Below are 20,399 nucleotides of genomic sequence, written 5' to 3' on the forward strand. Positions count from 1 at the left end.
ATGGAAGCGAAACTCCCATTGAAGCAAAAACCAACACCGAAAAAGACATTCGAACTGTTCCAGTTCCTATATAAATATGGGACGATTTTGACAATCTTTGTCCTGGTTGCAATCTTCGCGGCAGTCAATCCTTCTTTTATCAACGGCGATAATGTCATCAATATCCTGCGTTCGATTTCAATCGTGACCATCATCGCGATCGGCATCACCATCTCCTTGACAGTTGATGGCTTTGATTTATCTGTCGGCTCTGTCGCATCCCTATCAAATGCCATTGTCATCTCGATGTTCGTCTGGTTCTCACAGAACACTCTGATTGCCGTACTATCGGCGATCGCAGCCGCCTTGATTGTAGGGGCACTCAATTCATTGATGATTGTGAAGCTGAAGATTCCGGATATGCTGATGACACTGGCAATGATGTTCATCATCCAGGGAACAGCGCTGACTTATACGAAAGGCGCTACGGTTTCAGAGAATATGATTCTGCCTGATGGAAGTTTTTCAACAGGAACGATCAGCCCGTTTTTCGCTAAAATAGGGCAGGTTCCGTGGATCATTTTGATCATGGCGATTGCTGTCATCATTGTCCATATATTCTTGACGTATACAAAGCACGGCCGCTACATGTATGTGATTGGCGGGAATAAAGAGGCGGCCAGGCTTTCGGGTATCCCGGTCAACCGCTATAAAACAGCTGCCTACCTGCTGTCTGCTTTATTTGCAGCAATTGGCGGCATTGTCCTTGCTTCACGTGTCATGACTGCGGAAATCAATGCTGGTTCACCGTATTTAATGGATTCGGTTGCTGCTGCCTTCATTGGCTTTTCCGTTCTGGGAGCAGGCAAGCCGAACGCATTCGGAACCTTTGTCGGAGCCGTGCTCATCGGCATTTTGCAAAACGGCCTCGTTATGATGTCAGTCCCATATTATGCGATGGATATCGTGAAAGGGACTGTGCTGGCCTTTGCCCTGGGGATCACTTACTATAAGCAAAAACATTGATGAGCAAATAAAGCCGGATTTATCAGCGACCAAAATCCGGCTTTCATTTTGTCGTATCCCTATTCTTCAAAAAACGGTCGATTCGCATAGTAATACATCCAGCCCATCATGATACCTCCGCCTATGAGATTGCCGATCGTCACTGGAATCAAATTATGAATAACGCCTGCAAAGGTAACAGACTGAGGGTCGTCCAAAACCATGCTGATGGCAAAGGTACACATATTGGCGATGCTGTGCTCATAACCGGAAATGAAAAAACAGTAGACAAAAAACACCATCGCAAACATTTTTGCTCCGTCGCCCTTCATCGACATTGGCAGGAAGAACGCCAGGCAGACGAGCCAGTTACAGAGAATCCCCCTGAAAAAAAGCTCTGAAGTTGGCGCAAGTGTCTTTTTTTCAGCGACACTTAACAAGAAACCATTTACCGAATGATCATCAAACAATCCTGTTGTATAGATTAAAAAGGCAAACGCAGCTGCGCCAATGATATTGCCGATATAGCTGTAAATCCACATCCTGGCCACCTGCAGCCAGGCCATTTTCTTCCTCAAAGCTGTAAATGTATAGTAAAACGTGTTTCCTGTGAACAGGTCTCCTCCGCCATAGGCAATCAGGATAATGGCGGCACCAAAGGTGATTGCAGCAATTGGGTAGGCAAAGGGGGAATGCTCGACATAAAAAGGATTCCCCGTCTTGAATGCGACAATTACGCCAAAGCCTATGAACATTGAAGCTAGGGCAGCCCTTGCAAGATAACGTATTTTGCTTTGCTTAAAAATCTTCTGTTTTTTTAAGGCGAGTTTTTCAACTTCCTCCAATGCTTGTACTTCCAATTCAAAATCACCACATCTGTCGTTAATATGAACATATTCTGTCCTAAACCTTCTGGCCATATGTAATTGTTCCCCAGGCTGACCATCTAAAATTGAATAGATGGAAAAAAGACTGAATCTGTGAAGATCCAGTCTTTTTTGCCTGCTAAAATGTATCTCTAACGAACTGGGGATTGCGCTGCATCGAGGCAAACAGGACAATGCCGCTTACGAGCAGCAGGCCGCTTGTCAGGACGAATACCGAGGTGAAGCCGAAGTAACCCGCAAGAAAACCGCCAAGTATTGGACCTACAATGTTCCCGAAGAAACGGAGACTCGTGTTGTAGCCGAGTACCTCTCCCTGCATGGCCACCGGTGCTTCCTGTCGGATGTAGGCAACCCTGACTGGGATGATTCCGCCGATGGTGATTCCGAGCAGGAACCGGATCAGGACCAGCTGCCAGATGTTACCCACAAAACCCCCTGGCAGATAGATGATCGCTGATAAAAACAGGAGCACAACAAGTATTTTTATATAGCCGACCCGGTCGGCAATTTGCCCCCATTTCCGTGCCATTAACAAATTGCCGAGCCCTGCTGCTGAAAAGGCGATTCCTGAAAAGAAGGCGAGGTTTTCAGGCCCGTGCAGCTCACCCACATATAGCGACAGTATTGGCTGGATACTGAAATGGGCAATCTGGACAAGCATCGACATGAGCAAGACATTCACCATGATTGGGTTTTTGAAGATATGCTGAAGAACTTCTTTGCGGCTGTAATTTGTTTTGGTTCCTTTTGTGATATCGACTCTGTATTCCATGACAAAGAATACGAGCAGACCCGAAAGGACGATAAAGGCCGAGGTTGATTGGAAGGTTACCGCGTAGCCTAGAGAATCGGCAAGGACCCCGCCGATCATCGGTCCTAGAAGGGCGCCGGTTATACTGCCTGTCTGGAGAGTACCTAATACCTTGCCGGCCTGTTCCTTTGATGTCTGTGTTGAAATCAGAGCCTGTGACACAGGAATGAAGCCTGAGAATAATCCCATAAACATCCTAAGTAAAAATAATTCCCATACAGAATTGGCTAATCCTAACAGGAAAACCGAAAAACCCATCCCGAAAGCCATGAATATCAGGATCATTTTTCGGCCGAACCGGTCTCCCAGCCTTCCGATTGCCGGAGAGAATAGAAATGCAGTAACGAATGTAATCCCGAACGTCAATCCCGACCAGTTCTGAACATACCTTTCTGAAAAATCACCGAACGTCTCAATGTACAAAGAGAGAAAAGGCATTACCATTGTCATGCTGCCGGCGATAAAGAAATTCGCGAACCACATAATCATCAAGTTGCGTTTCGCCTTTTGCTGCTGGGTCATTCCATCAACACTTCTTTCTCAGCACGAATATTTCGCTTTTCTAAATATGATACCAAATTTTTGCTCGCATGAAAACCAATCGAGCAAGCAGCGCCTTTTTAGGATACGCAGATTCCGAAAATTGTCTAGCTCTGACGCCGGTCGGAGCTAAGTAAGCTTTTTACGCATATTTTTCTTAGTACGAGATCCATTCGAGCAATTCAATTCGATTGCCAAATGGATCGTGGACATAAATCCTGTTCGCACCTGGCAGATTTTCGTCTTTAATATAATCGACTCCTGATGAAGTCAAATGTTCTTTCAATCCTTCGATATTTTCGATTTCAAACGCTGGATGTGCTTTGCGTGCAGGTACAAATGGCTCCTCAATGCCTACATGGATTTGGCAATGGCCATACTTAAACCATGCGCCGCCACGCTTTTTCAGCACTGCCGGCTTTTCAATTTCCTCAAACCCCAATATTTCCCTGAAAAACTTCCGGGCCTGATCTTCTGAACCCTTAGGTGCTGCAAGCTGTACATGATCAATCGTTTTGAATTTGAATGGCATATTGATCCCTCCCTGATAAAATCTTAATCCAAAAGGAAACATAAGGAAATAACAAGGTATGAATCTATAAATATAAGTTTTTCTTATCACCATAAAAAGTAATACAGGCCTATCTGATTACATATAAATTATTAAAGTTCTGTACGTTTTTTAAAAGAGGGGGCTATCAGAATGAAAAAAAGATTTCTTGCCATTGTAATGATGGCAATCATGGCACTTGTAGTTTCGGCATGCGGAACAAGCTCAGGCGGAGGGGGATCCGAGGCTGAGAAGAAGGAATTAAGGGTGGTCACGGACGCAGCATATGCACCATTTGAGTACATGGAAGGTGACAAGATTGTTGGTTTCGACATTGATTTCCTGAAGGCTGCTGCAAAAGAAGCAGGGTATGAACTGAAATTTGAGAATGTCGGATGGGATCCGATTTTTGTTGAGATCAAGAGCAAGCGAGCTGATCTGGCAGTATCCTCGATCTCTATCAATGATGAGCGCAAACAGACATATAACTTTTCATTGCCATATTTCTTATCCACCAATAAAATCCTTGTCCGCGAAGACAGCGATATTAAAAGCGCTGCAGATCTGAAGGGCAAGGTCGTGGCTGTTCAAAACGGCACAACCGGACAGGAAGCAATGGATAAGCTCCTTGGCAAGAACAACAAGGATATCAAGAAATTCGATAACAACAACCTGGCAATCATGGAAATGCTCTCTGGAGGAGCAGATGCAGTCGTTGCCGATAACGGCGTAGTCGAAGTATATGCAAAAAATAACCCGAATGAAAAGCTGAAGGTGATTGAAGACAGCGGCAGCTTCGAGGCTGAATATTATGGAATCCTGTTCCCTAAAGGCACAAATCTGAAGGCGGACTTTGATAAAGCAATCAAGACAATCGTCGAGAATGGCACATATGAAAAAATCTATCTAGAATGGTTCGGCCAGGAGCCTAACCTGGAAATGCTGAAAGCGGAACAGGAAGCATCAGAGTAATTTCTCATAAACTATGAATCTTCGATGATGCGTAACTCTTGAAAACAGCGTTATGCATTTTTTTGTAGAGCTCTTTTCGCAAACTTAGCTGCTTTTACAGCCCAAGTGATTAAAAATAAAGTTCCGGTTCAGAAGTCACATCGAAAAGAGCCCGATACCTTTCAGAAATGCAAGATATGTCCAAAAGGCAACAGTCAATGCAATTGTAAACTTCATCAAAATCTAGTCCCAGGCCTGGGGGCTTTGGAGGGCAAGCTATGGATTTTCGTTTTGATATTATCATTGAATATACTCCTTATCTAATAAAAGGGACGCTGCTGACGATCGGGCTATCATTGGCAGGGATCTTAATTGGGACAATCCTCGGCCTATTCATCGGGCTCGGCAAGATTCAGCGCCGAAAACTGCTGACATGGCCGTTTGTCTGGTATATCACTTTTTTTCGCGGGACCCCGCTATTTGTACAAATATTGCTGATTCATTTTGGCGTGGTTCCAATGCTCATTGGGGAAACGAACGGAATTGTGGCAACAATCATCGCACTGTCCCTGAATGCGGCAGCCTATATTGCCGAGATTTTCAGGGCAGGAATCCAGTCGATCGACCGCGGCCAGATGGAGGCTGCCCGGTCGTTGGGAATGACCCATGTCCAGGCGATGAGGTATGTGATTTTGCCACAGGCCTTCAAGCGGATGATTCCTCCTCTGGGTAACGAATTCATCGTGCTTATAAAAGAATCATCCCTCGCGGCGATTGTCGCGACTCCTGAAATCATGTACTGGGGCCGGGCAATGGCAGGACAGTATTACCGCGTCTGGGAACCGTACCTGACCGCCGCAGTCATATATCTCATCCTGACACTCTCGCTTAGCTTTTTACTAAATCTCCTTGAAAGAAGGCTGAAAACAGAATGATCAAAGTCGCTAATCTGCAGAAGTCATTTGGCAGCCACAAGGTTTTGAATGGAATAGATGTTGAGGTCCAGCCCCAGGAGGTTGTGGTGGTGATTGGTCCATCAGGTTCCGGTAAATCCACCTTCCTTCGCTGCATAAACCTGCTGGAAACGATTACGGATGGACATGTGCTTATTGAAGATATCGATATAACTGATAAGGATTCGGATATCAACAAAGTGCGTGAAGAGGTCGGAATGGTTTTCCAGCACTTCAACCTGTTTCCGCATAAAACAGTGATTCAAAATATCATGATGGCTCCGCTGAAGGTACGAGGTATTCCTGAACAGCAAGCAAGGGAGAAAGGAATGGAGCTGCTGAAAAAGGTAGGACTCGAGGACAAAGCAGAGACCTACCCAGACTCACTATCCGGCGGGCAAAAGCAGCGGGTGGCCATCGCCCGCGCCCTGGCGATGGAGCCAAAAATCATGCTGTTCGACGAACCAACCTCAGCGCTTGATCCAGAAATGGTCGGTGAGGTTTTAGAGGTCATCAAACAGCTAGCCCGTGAAGGAATGACAATGGTTGTCGTCACCCATGAAATGGGCTTTGCCCGCGAAGTCGGCGACCGCGTCATTTTCATGGACGGGGGATTGATCGTGGAAGAAAACAAGCCGAATGAGATTTTTGAAAATCCGCAGCATGAGCGGACGAAAGCGTTTTTGAGTAAGATATTGTAATTTGAAAAAGGAAGCCCGATTTTTATAGTCGCGGCTTCTTTTTTACGGTTAACCGTTAATAAATCGGCCACAACCGTTAATAAAAGTTGTGAAACCGTCGATAAATTGATGGCAACCGATAATAAAACTCTTGCAACCCTCAATAAATTTCATTCATCCCGAAATGACCATCAGTAAAACTGAAAAGTCCACTGCCAATCAACTGGAAACCTGATATCAAAACGGTTTAATATCGCCATTAAAGTACTATTAGTGAGGAAACCTGGCCATTTAAATAAATTTATCCAATTTACGATTGCTAAAACTAATATCATTAGTTAAAATAAAACTAATGATATTAGTTTTATGGAGGTCGAATAAAATGAGAGTGATCAAAGAGGAGTATTTATATCAGCTGACGTTCATGCCAAGGTTTTTTCCTGTGAATTGTTATTTTATCGAGGAGGAGGATGGGCTGACTTTAATTGATGCTGCTCTTCCATATAGCGTGAAGCCGATTTTGCAGGCTGCTGAAAAAATCGGAAAACCAATCAAGCGGATTGTTTTGACCCATGCTCATGGCGACCACATTGGGGCGCTTGATGAACTGAAAGCCAAACTCGATGTTCCGGTTTATATTTCTAACCGCGATTCGCGCCTATTAGCTGGTGATACCTCTCTTGACTCAAATGAGCCTCAGACACAGATTCGCGGCGGTGTGCCAAAGAACATTAAAACAACGCCGGATATGCTCCTGAAGGAAGGGAATGAAATTGGTTCTTTGCTGGCGATCTCAACTCCAGGACACACACCTGGATCGATGTCATTCCTTGATCGGAGAACCAATTTGTTGATTGCGGGCGACGCCTTCCAGACCAGGGGCGGGACTGCTGTCTCAGGGGTGACAATCCCGTGGTTTCCTTTTCCGGCAATGGCGACATGGAACCAGGAAGCTGCCCTTCAAAGTGCCCGGAAAATCAGGGAGCTAAGACCAAACCTTCTCGCGGTTGGGCACGGAGACCTGCTTGGGAATCCTTCAGCACCTATCGAAAAAGCCATTCAAAAAGCGGAAGCAGCTTTTACAAAATAAAGGAGTTCGAAAACATGTCACCAAGACCGAAAATTGCACTTGATAAAAATACAATTATGATTGCAGCTGCTGAGCTTGCGAATGAGCATGGAAGTGAGTATATCACTCTTGCACTGCTTGCCAAGAAGCTAAATATTAAACCGCCTTCTCTATACAATCACTTTGACGGTCTGCCAGGTATCAAAAAAGAACTGACTATTTTTTCTCTTGAAAAACTCTTCAACAGCCTGGCAGAAGAAGCGGAAGGCAAGTCTCATGGGGACGAAGCAGTAATGGCATTAAGCCAGGCCTATTTAACCTTCGCCAGGAGAAATCCAGGATTGTACGAGTTCGCCTTATCAGCCCCTGATCCAGCGGATGAGCATGTTCATGACGCCGGCAAAAAAATCGTGGAACTCGTCGTGTCTGCTATCGAGCCTTTTGAACTTTTAGAAGAAGAAGCGATCCATGCTGTCCGCGGGTTAAGAAGCCTGATGCATGGGTTTGCATCGCTGGAGCAAAGAGGTGGTTTCGGGATGCCGCTTGATTTGGATGAAAGTTACCAGCTGGCAGTCACTGCTTTTATCAGGGGCTTGAAAAAATAAAGCGAATTTTCATCTTCTGAAATAGATTCCAAAGCTACTCATATACATATCTATAGATGCAACTTTGAAAGAACAGGAGGCACACTATGGATATATATGTGAGAAGAGGAGACTCCTTTTGGTATTTCAGCAATATTTTCAACATCCCTCTCCAGTTGATTATAGATTCCAACCGTGATATCGACCCAAATGCCCTGGATGTGGGACAGACGGTGAGGGTTCCTGGTTTTGCAGCGGTGGATTATCGGATCCGTGCAGGGGATACCCTTTGGAAAATTGCCCAAAGCAGAAACCTGCAGGTGGATGCGCTGCTGCTGGCCAACCGAAATATTAATCCGAATGGACTGTACATCGGACAGATGGTCAAGGTTCCGCTAAGAATCACCTGGCGAATTGTCCAGGGTAAGAAGAACTATGATTATGCCTCATTGATAAGTGATTTAAGACGTTTGGAAAATGTCTATCCGTTCATGAGGGTGCCATCGATTGGCAACTCTGTTTTAGGTAAAAGTATCCCGGAAACCTTGATCGGTAATGGAAATAAACGGGTTCACTATAATGGGTCTTTCCATGCGAATGAGTGGATTACCACTCCCATCATCATGACTTTCCTGAACGACTATCTGCTGGCTTTGACAAATAAGTCATCCATTCGCGGCCTGTCCATGCAGAACTTCTATGGACAGACAACATTATCGATTGTGCCGATGGTGAATCCTGATGGTGTCGATCTTGTGCTCAATGGGCCGCCTGAAGCAGAGCCATGGAATGAAAGAGTAGTAGAATTGAATCGAGGAAGCCTCGATTTCAGCGGATGGAAGGCGAACATCAGAGGGGTGGATCTCAACGACCAGTTCCCGGCAAAATGGGAGCTTGAAAAAGAACGCAACCCAAGTCAGCCGGGCCCAAGGGACTATGTTGGGCCAAATCCATTATCCGAGCCGGAAGCGATTGCGATGGCAGAGATGACAAGAAGGCGTGATTTTGCCCGGGTTCTGGCTTTCCATACCCAGGGAGAGGTCATTTACTGGGGCTTTGAAAACCTTGAGCCGCCTGAATCAGAGACAATGGTCAATGAATTTGCCCGGGTGAGCGGCTATCAGCCGGTAAAAACGATTGAGAGTTATGCCGGCTATAAAGACTGGTTCATCCAGGATTGGCGCCGGCCAGGTTTTACTGTGGAACTTGGTTTCGGCATAAATCCGCTGCCGCTGTCCCAATTCGATGAGATATATGAAGAAGCCCTGGGAATCTTCCTTGCAGGACTTTATCTATGAAAAAGCAGATCACCTGAAAAGGTGGTCTTTTTCTATACAAGTATTTGGATGTATCTGGTAAAATAAAAAGGTTAGGGGTGGATTAGTTGACTTATTCAGGAAATATATCAAAAAATATTTTATGGGGAATCATTTTAATAAGCGTGTTCATCCTTCCCAATTTAAGCTGGATGTTCCGGTTTTCAATCACTCTTGCCTGGCTAGTAGTTACTTTGCATCAAGTCCAATTAACGATTACCTCAGAGCAACTTGAATATAAAATCAAACTCTTTAAATTCACGATTTACCGTAGGATTCTGACGCCAGAGAAAATCAATAAAATAAAATTCTGCCGGATTGGCTGGTCGATGAAGAATGCGGTGGTGAAGGTAAGGGGAGGATTCAACTTCAGTGTTGCCTATTTTAACAGCGAACAACTGAAAGCTGAGCTTGAAGAATTTGCTTTAGCGAAGAATGTTGAGATCCAAAAAACGAAGGATTATCTGCTGCTGGAAAAATACTATTCTAATAACTAACAAAAGCATCGGGCAAGGGCCCGATGCTTTATCGCTTATTTTTCAAAAATGCTGTTGGAAAGAAGCCGGAACAGATAATCGGTATGGTCACGAAAACCAGCTTCAAGGCCAATCATCGTAACATCCTTATCCTGTTCTTTCACGATGACTGCCTTGCCCTGTGCTTCACTGTTGTTTTTCCAGTGGCCAGCTACAAAGAAGTCGGCGTTGTCATCGAATGTTGCGGATACTTCATCATTATCGGTGTTTTCATACCAGACAGGACGGTAAACAAAACCGAGATCATCCTCGCCATATCCTCCACTCACACCTTCGCCGCTGTAATCAACCTTTGCGATACCATTGCTGCTGTAGCCAGCCACGACAATATCATCATCAGTAAGTCCCAATGTCTTTGTCGCGAGGGAGGCACCAGCCCCAACAGCGATATATTTTCCGCCATTATTTAAAAATTCTTCTACATTAGCTTTGAAACTATCAAACTGAGCTGGATTTTTGAACCCGAACTCTTTATTGCCTGGTCGTGATTGAGTTTTGGCAATCAAACCTTCAGTCCCGCTGTAAACAAATACATCAAAGCCGGAAAGACCTTTTTCTGCAACGTCTGCAGGGGCTACTTCAGTAACAGCGAAGCCAAGACGTTTCAGAGCGAGTTTTGTACCCGAATGAGACTGGGCCTTGTTCATGCCGCCATCCTTCAAGATCGCAACCTTCATGTCGTTGACCTCAACCACATCAGCCGGAACCTTTGCTGATTCAATGTGTAAACCAGATTCTTTTACGGCTGTTGAAATCACATTCGCCGCTGCTTCTGTGTAAAAATTGCCTTCAGAATCGCGTTTTACAGAAACGCCTTGCTGAAGAAGCGTATTCACCAGGTTAACAGCTTTTACTGAACTGTTCGGGATCAAGAATGGCCCTTTGCCGCTGACAGAACCCTGTTCTTGTAAATGGTTCACATTAGCCGCTGTTAGATCAAAATCGCTTTGGACCGCAATTGCGTCGAAGCCCCAGAGCTCTGGCAGGCTCCATGCTGAAATATCGTACATGGCATCCACATCTTCAGTGATGTCCTCGCCATCCCATAGCATCGTATTGGCAAGGCCGGCTTTTGCCTGATCCATTTTAACGATATATGTCCCTTTTGGGTAAAGCTGTCCGTCCGCTGTAAAAGCTTTGGACGCCTGGACAACTTCAATGTCATTTTTCAACAGGTGATTGACTGCTTTTTGAGTTACAGTTGGATCTTCGGAATCAACTGGGAGTACATAGGCTGTCGGAAAGAAGCCTTCTTCATGGAATGGGTGGTCAAAGTTGATGCCTCGCTCGAACATTTCGATTTGGTCCTTGATCATTTCCTGCTTGTTATCCGTAGCATTTTTCAGGGCACCCATGATGGCGTCATACATCCAGCGAACGCCATCTTCATCATTTGTTGGCGCTTCAAGTGTGTGGCCGTAAGCACCATGGTACATTGCGTACATCGGAGTGAAGATTGGCGGATAATCATCCCAGCCTTCCGCGTCGTCACGCTGAGGAATGTAGGTTCCTTCCATTGACTGATAGAGACTGCCTGAGAAGCTTTCCTTGTCGGACATGATTTCAGTTTCCATTGCTTCAGCCAGACCCATAGCCCATTTTTGATATAGATCATATTCATAATTAGGATTATGCGGAACAGTACATGGTTCAATAAGACCCTGCTTGTTCGGTGCATAATTTTTAACATAACCGTGAGTATCTAGGAAGACCATTGGATTCCATTCCTTGATCAGGGCTACAGTTTCCTGGGTTTCCGGCTGTGACTGGGTGATGAAGTCACGGTTCAAATCGATACCTTCTCCGTTGAAACGTGTAGCATCAATCCGTCCATCAGGATTCTGGACAACATTGAAAATCAAGATGTTATTTTCCAGGATTTCTTTCGTGGTGTCGTCATTCTCAAGTGCAAAGCGCTCGATCAGCTGCATGACCGCATCACTGCCGATAAACTCGGTACCATGGATGGAGCCATTGATCATGATGGGCACTTTGAAGTCTGGGTTATTGTCAATCCAGTCCTGAGCTTTTTGAGGGTTTTTGAACATTTGTTTTCTTAAAGCCTGGATCTTGCCGAACTTGCCCTGTGAGTCCGGGGAAGCGATGGTCACGACATAAAGAGGCTGTCCTGTTGATGACTGACCTTTTACTTCGACTTTCACTCGGTTGGATTGCTTCTCGATTTGGGCAAGCTTATCGCCGATTTCCGAGAATTTCATAAAATCATAGTTTTCGCTGTTGAATAGGCTGCCGTCCTTTTCTTCGTATGCATTTACATAACTCCAGCTTAAAGACTCAGCAAGCGCCGGCGTCCATGGTGAGGATGCTAGCAAACTTGCAGCTACCACACCAGAAATAATTTTTTTATTCTTCATTTATGTATCCTCCGAATGTAGTTTTTTTGTATATTTATACATATTAAATATTAATTATTATTTCGGCAATCGTACGAATTTCCTAATTTTTATTCTCGGGAATATAAATGTTGATACTCCTTGGGTCCAGCGATATTGGGAAATAAATCGAAAGGGAGATGTAGGAAGATAGTCACCAGGCAGAGACAAATAAAAAACAGGGCGAGTTGCCCTGTTTTATTGTGGCTGCATTGTTCGGTTGCGACGCTTGCGGTTCCACTGTCTTGCTTTATACTTCTGTTCAAGTTCAGCGACAGGTTTTGCAACAAGTGCGTTCTTGAATTCTACCGGTGTCTGTTTTACTGAAAAAACAACGGTTTTGACAGCTTTCTTTTTCTTTTCAAAATCAGTCATCAGCTTTTGCTGTTTAAACTTTAGTGAATCAGTTTCTTCTTTGATTGCATTCGTTTTATTTTGGACCCGTGTGGCTGTCTCCTGAAGACTATCAATCGTTGGCTTGGCGTCTTTAAATGTTTTATATGCAACATATCCCAGGTAACCGAGGGCAGCCACGATGACAGCGATACTTATATATACAATGATCATAAATAAGCCTCCTTTCCAGCTTGCGAATAAATATCATTTACATATTGATTACCCTATTTCAGCCGAAGAATAACTGATTTTTACATACAGCCTAAAATTGTTAATTTTGAAGTATTTGTGAAATAGTGAACATGCATTATCTGAAGTGTGACGAACTTCACAAACAGGAACCTCAAATCACAATACAATGTATACATAGAGGAAATATCATTAATGAAAACTCCGGAACAGAAGCTTTAACTATGGGAGGACAAACGAGATGAAAAAGAAACTAGTCATGATAGGAAACGGAATGGCAGGAGTAAGGACGATTGAAGAATTGCTTAAACTTCAGCCAGATGGATATGAGATCACTATCTTTGGGAATGAGCCACATCCTAACTACAATAGAATTATGTTGTCCACTGTCCTTCAGGGAGATAAGTCAATCGAGGACATCATCATGAATGACTGGAATTGGTACAAGAGTAACAGCATCCAGCTTCATACAGGGGAAGCAGTAGTCGGGATAGACAAGCGGAAGAAGCAGGTCCTATCTGATCAGGGACGCCTGGTAGATTATGATGAGTTGATCATCGCTACAGGCTCCAGCTCGTTTATTCTTCCTGTGCCCGGATCTGAAAAAAAGGGAGTAGTCGGGTTTCGTGACATCCATGATTGTGAAATGATGATCAAAGATTCCAAACAGTATAAAAAGGCTGCTGTAATTGGCGGCGGGCTGCTAGGCCTGGAAGCGGCTAGAGGGTTGCTGAATTTGGGCATGGAAGTCGATGTTGTCCATTTGATGCCGCATCTGATGGAAAGACAGCTTGATGAAACAGCTTCTGGAATGCTGAAAAAAGAACTTGAAAACCAGGGCATGAATTTCATGCTTGAAAAGCAGACCGCGGAAATTCTAGGAGACGAGAGAGTAGCCGGACTCAGATTCTCTGATGGTTCCGAAATACAGGCGGATCTTGTCGTCATGGCTGTCGGCATCCGCCCTAATGTCCAGCTGGCCAAAGACAGCGGCATTTATGTTAACAGAGGGATTGTCGTCAATGATTATATGGAGACAGATGTGCCGAATATATATGCCGTCGGGGAATGTGCTGAACATAGAGAAATCGTTTATGGCCTTGTGGCACCGCTGTATGAACAGGGAAAAGTACTTGCAGCTAACCTTGCGGGGATTCCGGCTAACCCTTATGAAGGAACGATTTGCGGCACCCAGCTGAAGGTATCTGGCTGTGATTTGTTCTCAGCAGGTGAAATCGGTGATGACGAAGGAACTAAATCAATCAAGGTCCACAATGAGTTTGATGGAATCTATAAGAAAATTGTCATTCGGGATAACCGGATTGCCGGGATTGTACTTTATGGGGACACAAAGGACAGCAACCGACTGTTCAGGATGCTGACGAAAAGAGAAGACATCAGCGGAATGACTAGTGTTTCAATTCTAGAAGCAAACGGCTGCTGTGGCGGTGGAGAAGCAGGCGATGCAGCGGCGATGGCTGATGACGAGCTTGTCTGCGGCTGTAATGGTGTCACAAAAGGAACGATTGTCGACGCAATCCGTACTAATGAGTTGACTACTGTTGAAGAAGTGGGCGGCTGCACAAATGCAGGCCGTTCATGCGGAAGATGTAAATCGCTCATATCTGACATCCTCGCATACACGCTTGGCGACCAATATGATACTTCGGTGAAAAAAGCAGGGATTTGCGGGTGCACAACTTTAAGCAAAGACGAAATAGTCGCCGAAATCAGGGCAAAAGGCCTGACGAATGTCAGGGAAGTCATGAATGTTCTGGGCTGGTCCCAGGAAGAAGGATGTTCGAAATGCCGTCCGGCGATCAACTATTACCTTGGTATGGTCAATTTTGACGGCTATAAGGATGAACGGGATTCAAGGCTGGTTAATGAGAAAATGCATGCCAACATCCAGAAGGATGGGACATATTCAGTTGTTCCAAGAATGTATGGCGGTGTAACGACTGCTGCAGACCTGAAGAAAATTGCAGAAGTTGCCGAGAAGTACGACGTACCTTTGGTAAAACTGACGGGCGGACAGAGGATTGGCCTATTCGGTGTCAACAAAGAGGATCTTCCTGCAATGTGGGAAGACTTGGGGATGCCATCAGGCTATGCGTACGGAAAAACATTGCGTACCGTAAAAACCTGTGTTGGCGAAAAGTTCTGCCGTTTTGGAACTCAGGATTCAATGGGACTTGGAATTGAGCTCGAGAAAAAGTTTGAGCGCCTTGATACACCGCATAAGGTCAAGATGGGAGTTTCTGCTTGCCCAAGGAACTGTGCGGAATCCGGAATCAAGGATATTGGCTTTGTCGGAGTCGATGGCGGCTGGGAAATATATATCGGCGGAAATGGCGGAACAGACCTGCGTGCTGCCGATCTGCTTGAGACCGTTAAGACAAAAGAAGAGGCATTGGAAATAACAGGAGCATATCTCCAATACTACCGTGAAACAGCTGCATATCTTGAAAGGACAGCACCTTGGCTTGAAAGGATGGGATTTGAACATATCAAGGAAGTCCTCGCCGATGAGAACATGAGAAAGCAGTTGAATGAAAGACTGGATAAGACATTGGAGCGATATAACGAGCCATGGCAAGAAGCCATCGCTGATAAAGGTATAAAAGAAAAGTACTATCAAGTACGCAACGTAACGGTTGAATAGGAGGATGGATGATGATGCAGGAAACAATGTTGAGAATCAAGCTGGCGGATTATGATTCCCTTCCTGTAGGCGTAGGGCAGGCGGTTACAGTAAATGGCGAGAACATCGTCTTGTTCAGGATATCCAATGGAGATGTCAAAGCGGTTGAGAACCGCAGTCCCCACAGAAAAGGCGGGACCCTTGCCGATGCACTCGTAAGCGGGAAGTATATCTACTGTCCAGTCTACGACCTGAAGATTTCCCTGGAAGACGGAAAAGTTCAGGCTCCGGATACAGGCGAAGTAAAAACGTATCATGTTGAAGTAATCGAAAATGAAGTGTATATAACAATATGACCTAAGTGGGGGAACCTTCCCTCTCAATGAAAGGCAGAAGCGCTTCGAGGGGCTAGGCGCTGGAGCTGGAGCTGGACACTAATCTAATTGTGAAAAGTTTATACTTTATACAGCATTGAAAGGGCGGGAACACAATGAAAAAAGGAAGAGCATTTTTAGTCGGAGCCGGGCCGGGAGACGTACAGCTGATCACAGTTAAGGGGATGGAAGCCATCAAAAAGGCTCAGGTCATTCTATATGACCGCCTTGCCAATCCGAAACTGCTGGATTATGCTCCTGCAGATTGCGAGCTGATTTACTGCGGCAAGCTTCCGGATCGGCACGTCCTTCGCCAGGAAATGATCAACGACCTTCTGGTTGAAAAAGTGCTTGAAGGAAAAATCGTTGTCCGTCTCAAGGGCGGCGATCCTGGCGTATTTGGGCGCGTAGGCGAGGAAGCAGCTGCTTTGGCCAAAAATGGCCTTTCCTTTGACATTGTACCGGGAATCACTTCAGGAATATCTGCACCGCTATATGCAGGAATTCCCGTCACACACCGTGAATTTGGCGAATCCTTCGCGGTGGTGACTGCCCATGATAAATCTGAAAATGGCCAGCCGAAACTGGATTGGAAAGGGCTTGCCACGGGCATTGACACCATTGCCTTTTACATGGGGATTTCAAATCTTCCGTATATCAGCGAAAATTTGATCAAGCATGGAAAAGCGGAGGACACCCCGGTGATCCTCATCCAATGGGGAACCTTCTCCCGGCAGCAGACTTTGGAGGGAACTCTGTCCAATATTGCCTCCAAAGCGAAGGAAGTGAATTTTACCAACCCTGCCATCACTCTTGTTGGTGACATTGTATCGCTTCGAAAGAAGTTGAACTGGTTTGAAAAGAAACCTTTGTTTGGTAAACAAATATTACTTGCCCGAACAGGAACGGATGAGAGTGAACTGGCGAAGGAATTGATGGAGCAGGGAGCAGATGTGATTGAATTCCCGAAATGGAAAAAGATTTCACTGCCAGCGGATCAGGCGGTGATCGACAGAATTCCAGAATACGAAAAAATCCTTTTTACCTCTCCTGAAAGTGTCGGAGAATTCTTCGAAATCTTATTTTCAGAAGGCATCGATATCAGAAGGGTGAAAGCAGACTTTTACGGCTGTTCAACAAAGTCTGTCAAGGCATTGAATGAAAAGGGCTTTTTGGCAGAAGTGGATGTGAAGATGTCTCAATATGGAAAGCTGTTAATCGTAGGTGACAGTGATACAGCCTACAAGTATCCTCATGCTGAAAGGTTCGTAACATCCAAAAAGGTCATTGACGAGCAATTCACGCCAATTTTTAAAAGAGTATTTGATGAAGCTTCTGTCAACACAGTTATTTTGCCAAGCAGCAGATCTGTCAAAACAATGATTGAAGAAGGGGTCCTCAAGGAGCTCATTCCGCAGCAGCTGTTGAAAACAGCAAACATTGTTTGCATGGGAGTTAAGACGGCAGAGACTGCAGGGGAATATGGCATTGCAGCTGGTAATGTGTTGGAGGCGCCGGATAAAACCGCTGTGGTCGATTGTTTGGCCAATAAAGAATCTGAGCTGGCATTCGTGTAATGGATTTGTTTTAAAGGAGAGAAAGATATGGAAGCAACAGTATACATCAGCCATGGCAGCAGAAGTGAGCAAGGAAACAAGGTGTTTGTTTCATTCATCGAGAAGGTAATATCCACAGGGAAGAGTACGAATACAGCCTATGGATTCCTTGAAAATGCTCGGCCAACCATTTTCGAAGCGGTGGAAGCATGTATTTTAAAGGGAGCATCATCAATAATCGTAGTTCCGGTATTGCTGCTTCCGGGAATCCATGCAAATGTAGACATTCCGGCTGAATTGGATAGGGTAAAACAAAAGTATCCAGAAATAAAGATATTCTATGGCGAGCCGCTTGGAGTAAATGAAACAATACTGGAAATCGTTCTGGACCGATTAAATAAACAAGGGTTTTCAGATATAAACTCAGAGACCGTCCTGCTCGTCGGACATGGCAGCAGGGATCCCCTGGCTGCGGTGGAATTCGAGAAGCTGGCAGACAGGGTGCAGGAGAAAGTCTCGGCCAGAGTTGATACTGGCTATATAACAACACAGCCATTTTATGAAGAAAAGCTCTTGGGAAGCGACTCGTCATCAAAGATTTATATTTTGCCATTTTTGCTGTATACAGGCGGTTTTACCGCTAAAATAGAGGAAACAGTAAACAATGTGTTGGTTCAATATTCGGAAAAAGAAATTGTCCTGTGCGAACCAGTAGGCTTTGATGAACGTCTGGGTGAACTGCTTCTGCAAAGAGTTGATGAAGCAAGAGTAAGGTAAACTTAGAAATACGGTTTTGGCTAATAGAATTGTGAACATCGCCAATAAATTTGTGAACATCACAAATAAATTATTATTTTCGCCAATAAAGTTGTGAAAACCGCCAATAAAATTATATTTTCGCCAATAAAGTTGTGAACTCCGCTAATAAAATATAATTCGCAGGCAACAACGTCAATAAATGGAGAGTGAAAGCATGATATACCCTATAAATGTACGGATACGGGATCGGAATGTCGTTGTGATTGGCGGGGGCAGAGTCGCTCAACGTAAAATCTATGGATTACTGGATGCTGGAGCGAAAGTGAAGGTGGTGAGCCCGGAATTAACAAGTGAATTGCTGCGGCTATCCGAAACAGGCGAAATTTCCTGGCGGCCTAAGTGCTATGCAAAGGAAGATCTTGAAGGAGCTTTGCTCATCGTTGCCGCCACTAATGACCGAGAGACGAATCTGGCAGTTAAAAGGGATGCAGCACCATATCAATTGGTTAATCTTGCAGATCATCCTGAAGAATCGGACTTCCAGGTCCCATCCGTCATGAAAAGAGGCAAATTGACCATTGCCGTCTCTACATCGGGAGCAAGTCCGGTACTGGCAAAAAAGATTTGCCGCCAGCTGGAGCAGATGTTTGATGAACAATATGAGAGCTACCTGGAGTTCCTGGCATCCAGCCGTAAAGAAATCAAGGCGGCTGTCAAAGATGAAACAGTAAGAAGGAAGCTTCTGAGAACAATAGCAGACGAGAGTTTCCTAAAGGAGCCCTATCGAGAAGAAAGGTTTGCCAGGTTGCTTGAAGAAGCGATACGTGAGGAGGGGAGGTAAAGCGCGAATGCGCACAATTACTTCCCTTTTTTTTGTTTAAAAGTCCATTTTATTAAGGTAAAAGATAAAAGGAAAGGCAAAATGGAACCAAGCCTGTTGACAAGGCATATTGAACACCTTAGAAATTTAAACCAGGAAGGGAAACTGATGGTTGGCGGACCGTTTAAAAATAACGAGCAAGCAATGATCATCCTGAATTGAGATGATATTGATGAAGCACTCAAACTCATGGAAAGTGAACCGTTCATAAAGGCTCTTTTCTCAAACTTTGTTGCTTTTGACTACAAAATAAAATTAAATGACCCATTTTTCTTCGCAAAATTGACTCCTTTGTAAGAAAAGAGCATGCCAACTTAATACCGACCTGCAAAATGGCCTTATAATACGTTAAAATCAGCTTTAGGATTTTAACAACAATCTTTACGAAAACAGCCTTCATAAAAGAGAAATATTACAATACATATGATATCAACGAACTGATCGTTGCCAACGAAGAAAATAACTGGCTGATAGACAGTCCGCAGACGACAAGGAATCTGGTTCATTAGGAATAAAAAGGACTTCCAGCAAGTGCGGAAGTCCTTTCCAGGATACTATATCCTATTATTTTTTTTCTGCTTCGACGATAACTTCTTCAGGAGTTTCTTCAGGTGCTTTTTCAAATACTGCAAAGACAGCAGAAATCAATGCAGCAAATTTCTTCGCGATTTCACTTGCATATTCACTCGCTTTAGACGCAGCTTTATTAGCAGCAGAAGGGTTAACTTTAGCTTCTTCAGTCACTTCTTCAGCAGCAGTTTCATCAGTAACGACTTCTTCTGTAACTTCAACAGACAAAGCAACAGCAGAGTTTTCGTTAGCTTTCTCTTTAGCGATATCGCTTGCATTGAAGGCTTTAGACTTCATTTTGTTAGCAATAGAAGGAGATACTACTGTTTCTTCTTCAGTAACGTCTTCTTCAGTAACGTCTTCTTCAGTAACGTCTTCTTCAGTAACGTCTTCTTCAGTAACGTCTTCTTCAGTAACGTCTCCTTCAGTAACGTCTTCTTCAGTGACATCTTCTTCAGTAACGTCTTCTTCAGTGACGTCTTCATCAGTGACATCTTCTTCAGTGACATCTTCTTCGGTCACATCTTCTTCAGTAACGTCTTCTTCAGTGACGTCTTCTTCAGTGACACCTTCTTCAGCAACTTCTTCTTCACTGACTTCAACAGACAAAGCAACAGCAGAGTTTTCGTTAGCTTTCTCTTTAGCAACATCGCTTGCATTGAAAGCACTTGACTTCATTTTGTTAGCGATAGAAGGAGAAACTTCTGTTTCTTCTTCAGTGACGTCTTCTTCAGTAACGTCTTCTTCAGTAACGTCTTCTTCAGTGACGTCTTCTTC

Annotated in this window: 19 protein-coding genes; 13 read left to right on the forward strand and 6 right to left on the reverse strand. The window is 44.5% G+C overall.

Features of this window, described 5'->3' with window-relative positions; genetic code table 11:
- Positions 1-1,005, forward strand: coding sequence for an ABC transporter permease (locus J7E35_RS13740; RefSeq protein WP_214780587.1), 1,005 nt, complete (start codon positions 1-3; stop codon positions 1,003-1,005).
- 59 nt (positions 1,006-1,064) lie between these two features.
- On the opposite strand, the gene J7E35_RS13745 is transcribed toward J7E35_RS13740, so the two are convergent.
- The 3 genes from J7E35_RS13745 to J7E35_RS13755 form a co-directional block, all read right to left on the reverse strand.
- Positions 1,065-1,844 (reverse strand): formate/nitrite transporter family protein, encoded by a 780-nt coding sequence (locus J7E35_RS13745; RefSeq protein ID WP_214780668.1) that lies wholly within the window; start codon positions 1,842-1,844, stop codon positions 1,065-1,067.
- Positions 1,845-1,989: 145 nt separating this feature from the next.
- On the reverse strand, positions 1,990-3,204 hold the full coding sequence (locus J7E35_RS13750) for an MFS transporter (RefSeq protein ID WP_214780589.1): 1,215 nt from the start codon (positions 3,202-3,204) through the stop codon (positions 1,990-1,992).
- A gap of 175 nt (positions 3,205-3,379) precedes the next feature.
- A complete protein-coding gene (locus J7E35_RS13755) occupies positions 3,380-3,754 on the reverse strand; it encodes a VOC family protein (RefSeq protein WP_214780592.1) in 375 nt (124 codons plus the stop codon).
- 171 nt (positions 3,755-3,925) lie between these two features.
- Between J7E35_RS13755 and J7E35_RS13760 the strand changes: the two genes are divergently transcribed.
- The 7 genes from J7E35_RS13760 to J7E35_RS13790 all read left to right on the forward strand — a co-directional run bounded on the left by J7E35_RS13760 (position 3,926) and on the right by J7E35_RS13790 (position 9,822).
- Positions 3,926-4,744 carry a basic amino acid ABC transporter substrate-binding protein gene (locus tag J7E35_RS13760; RefSeq protein ID WP_214780594.1) on the forward strand — a complete coding sequence of 273 codons (819 nt, stop codon included), beginning with the start codon at positions 3,926-3,928 and terminating at the stop codon, positions 4,742-4,744.
- 257 nt (positions 4,745-5,001) lie between these two features.
- The gene (locus J7E35_RS13765) at positions 5,002-5,658 is read left to right on the forward strand and encodes an amino acid ABC transporter permease (protein WP_214780596.1); all 657 of its coding nucleotides are present in this window, start codon (positions 5,002-5,004) and stop codon (positions 5,656-5,658) included.
- Positions 5,655-6,377, forward strand: coding sequence for an amino acid ABC transporter ATP-binding protein (locus J7E35_RS13770; RefSeq protein ID WP_214780597.1), 723 nt, complete (start codon positions 5,655-5,657; stop codon positions 6,375-6,377). The genes J7E35_RS13765 and J7E35_RS13770 overlap by 4 nt, the downstream gene beginning before the upstream one ends.
- A gap of 361 nt (positions 6,378-6,738) precedes the next feature.
- Positions 6,739-7,446 (forward strand): MBL fold metallo-hydrolase, encoded by a 708-nt coding sequence (locus tag J7E35_RS13775; RefSeq protein WP_214780598.1) that lies wholly within the window; start codon positions 6,739-6,741, stop codon positions 7,444-7,446.
- A 14-nt stretch (positions 7,447-7,460) separates the two neighbouring features.
- Positions 7,461-8,030, forward strand: a complete 570-nt coding sequence (locus J7E35_RS13780; RefSeq protein WP_214780599.1) for a TetR/AcrR family transcriptional regulator — start codon at positions 7,461-7,463, stop codon at positions 8,028-8,030.
- 86 nt (positions 8,031-8,116) lie between these two features.
- Entirely contained in the window at positions 8,117-9,307 is a 1,191-nt protein-coding gene (locus tag J7E35_RS13785) for a M14 family metallopeptidase (protein ID WP_214780600.1), read from the forward strand.
- An 86-nt stretch (positions 9,308-9,393) separates the two neighbouring features.
- Entirely contained in the window at positions 9,394-9,822 is a 429-nt protein-coding gene (locus tag J7E35_RS13790) for a hypothetical protein (RefSeq protein WP_214780601.1), read from the forward strand.
- 35 nt (positions 9,823-9,857) lie between these two features.
- On the opposite strand, the gene J7E35_RS13795 is transcribed toward J7E35_RS13790, so the two are convergent.
- Both J7E35_RS13795 and J7E35_RS13800 read right to left on the reverse strand, forming a co-directional pair.
- Positions 9,858-12,236, reverse strand: a complete 2,379-nt coding sequence (locus tag J7E35_RS13795) for a M14 family zinc carboxypeptidase (protein WP_214780603.1) — start codon at positions 12,234-12,236, stop codon at positions 9,858-9,860.
- A 216-nt stretch (positions 12,237-12,452) separates the two neighbouring features.
- Positions 12,453-12,821 (reverse strand): DUF948 domain-containing protein, encoded by a 369-nt coding sequence (locus J7E35_RS13800; RefSeq protein ID WP_214780605.1) that lies wholly within the window; start codon positions 12,819-12,821, stop codon positions 12,453-12,455.
- A gap of 259 nt (positions 12,822-13,080) precedes the next feature.
- Between J7E35_RS13800 and nirB the strand changes: the two genes are divergently transcribed.
- The 5 genes from nirB (at position 13,081) to J7E35_RS13825 (ending at position 19,013) form a co-directional block, all read left to right on the forward strand.
- Complete coding sequence (nirB, locus tag J7E35_RS13805) at positions 13,081-15,504, forward strand: nitrite reductase large subunit NirB (protein ID WP_214780607.1); 2,424 nt, start codon at positions 13,081-13,083, stop codon at positions 15,502-15,504.
- Positions 15,505-15,518: 14 nt separating this feature from the next.
- Positions 15,519-15,839, forward strand: a complete 321-nt coding sequence (locus J7E35_RS13810; RefSeq protein WP_214780671.1) for a nitrite reductase (NAD(P)H) small subunit — start codon at positions 15,519-15,521, stop codon at positions 15,837-15,839.
- Between the two features lie 134 nt (positions 15,840-15,973).
- Complete coding sequence (gene cobA / locus J7E35_RS13815; RefSeq protein ID WP_214780609.1) at positions 15,974-17,434, forward strand: uroporphyrinogen-III C-methyltransferase; 1,461 nt, start codon at positions 15,974-15,976, stop codon at positions 17,432-17,434.
- A 27-nt stretch (positions 17,435-17,461) separates the two neighbouring features.
- Positions 17,462-18,190, forward strand: coding sequence for a sirohydrochlorin chelatase (locus tag J7E35_RS13820; protein WP_214780611.1), 729 nt, complete (start codon positions 17,462-17,464; stop codon positions 18,188-18,190).
- 196 nt (positions 18,191-18,386) lie between these two features.
- Positions 18,387-19,013: an NAD(P)-binding protein gene (locus tag J7E35_RS13825; protein ID WP_214780613.1), complete on the forward strand. Its 627-nt coding sequence runs from the start codon at positions 18,387-18,389 to the stop codon at positions 19,011-19,013.
- 603 nt (positions 19,014-19,616) lie between these two features.
- On the opposite strand, the gene J7E35_RS13830 is transcribed toward J7E35_RS13825, so the two are convergent.
- A partial coding sequence (locus J7E35_RS13830; RefSeq protein WP_214780615.1) for a hypothetical protein occupies positions 19,617-20,399 on the reverse strand: 783 nt, incomplete at its 5' end.

It is taken from the genome of Bacillus sp. ISL-45, from assembly GCF_018613195.1.
Classification (GTDB): domain Bacteria; phylum Bacillota; class Bacilli; order Bacillales; family Cytobacillaceae; genus Mesobacillus.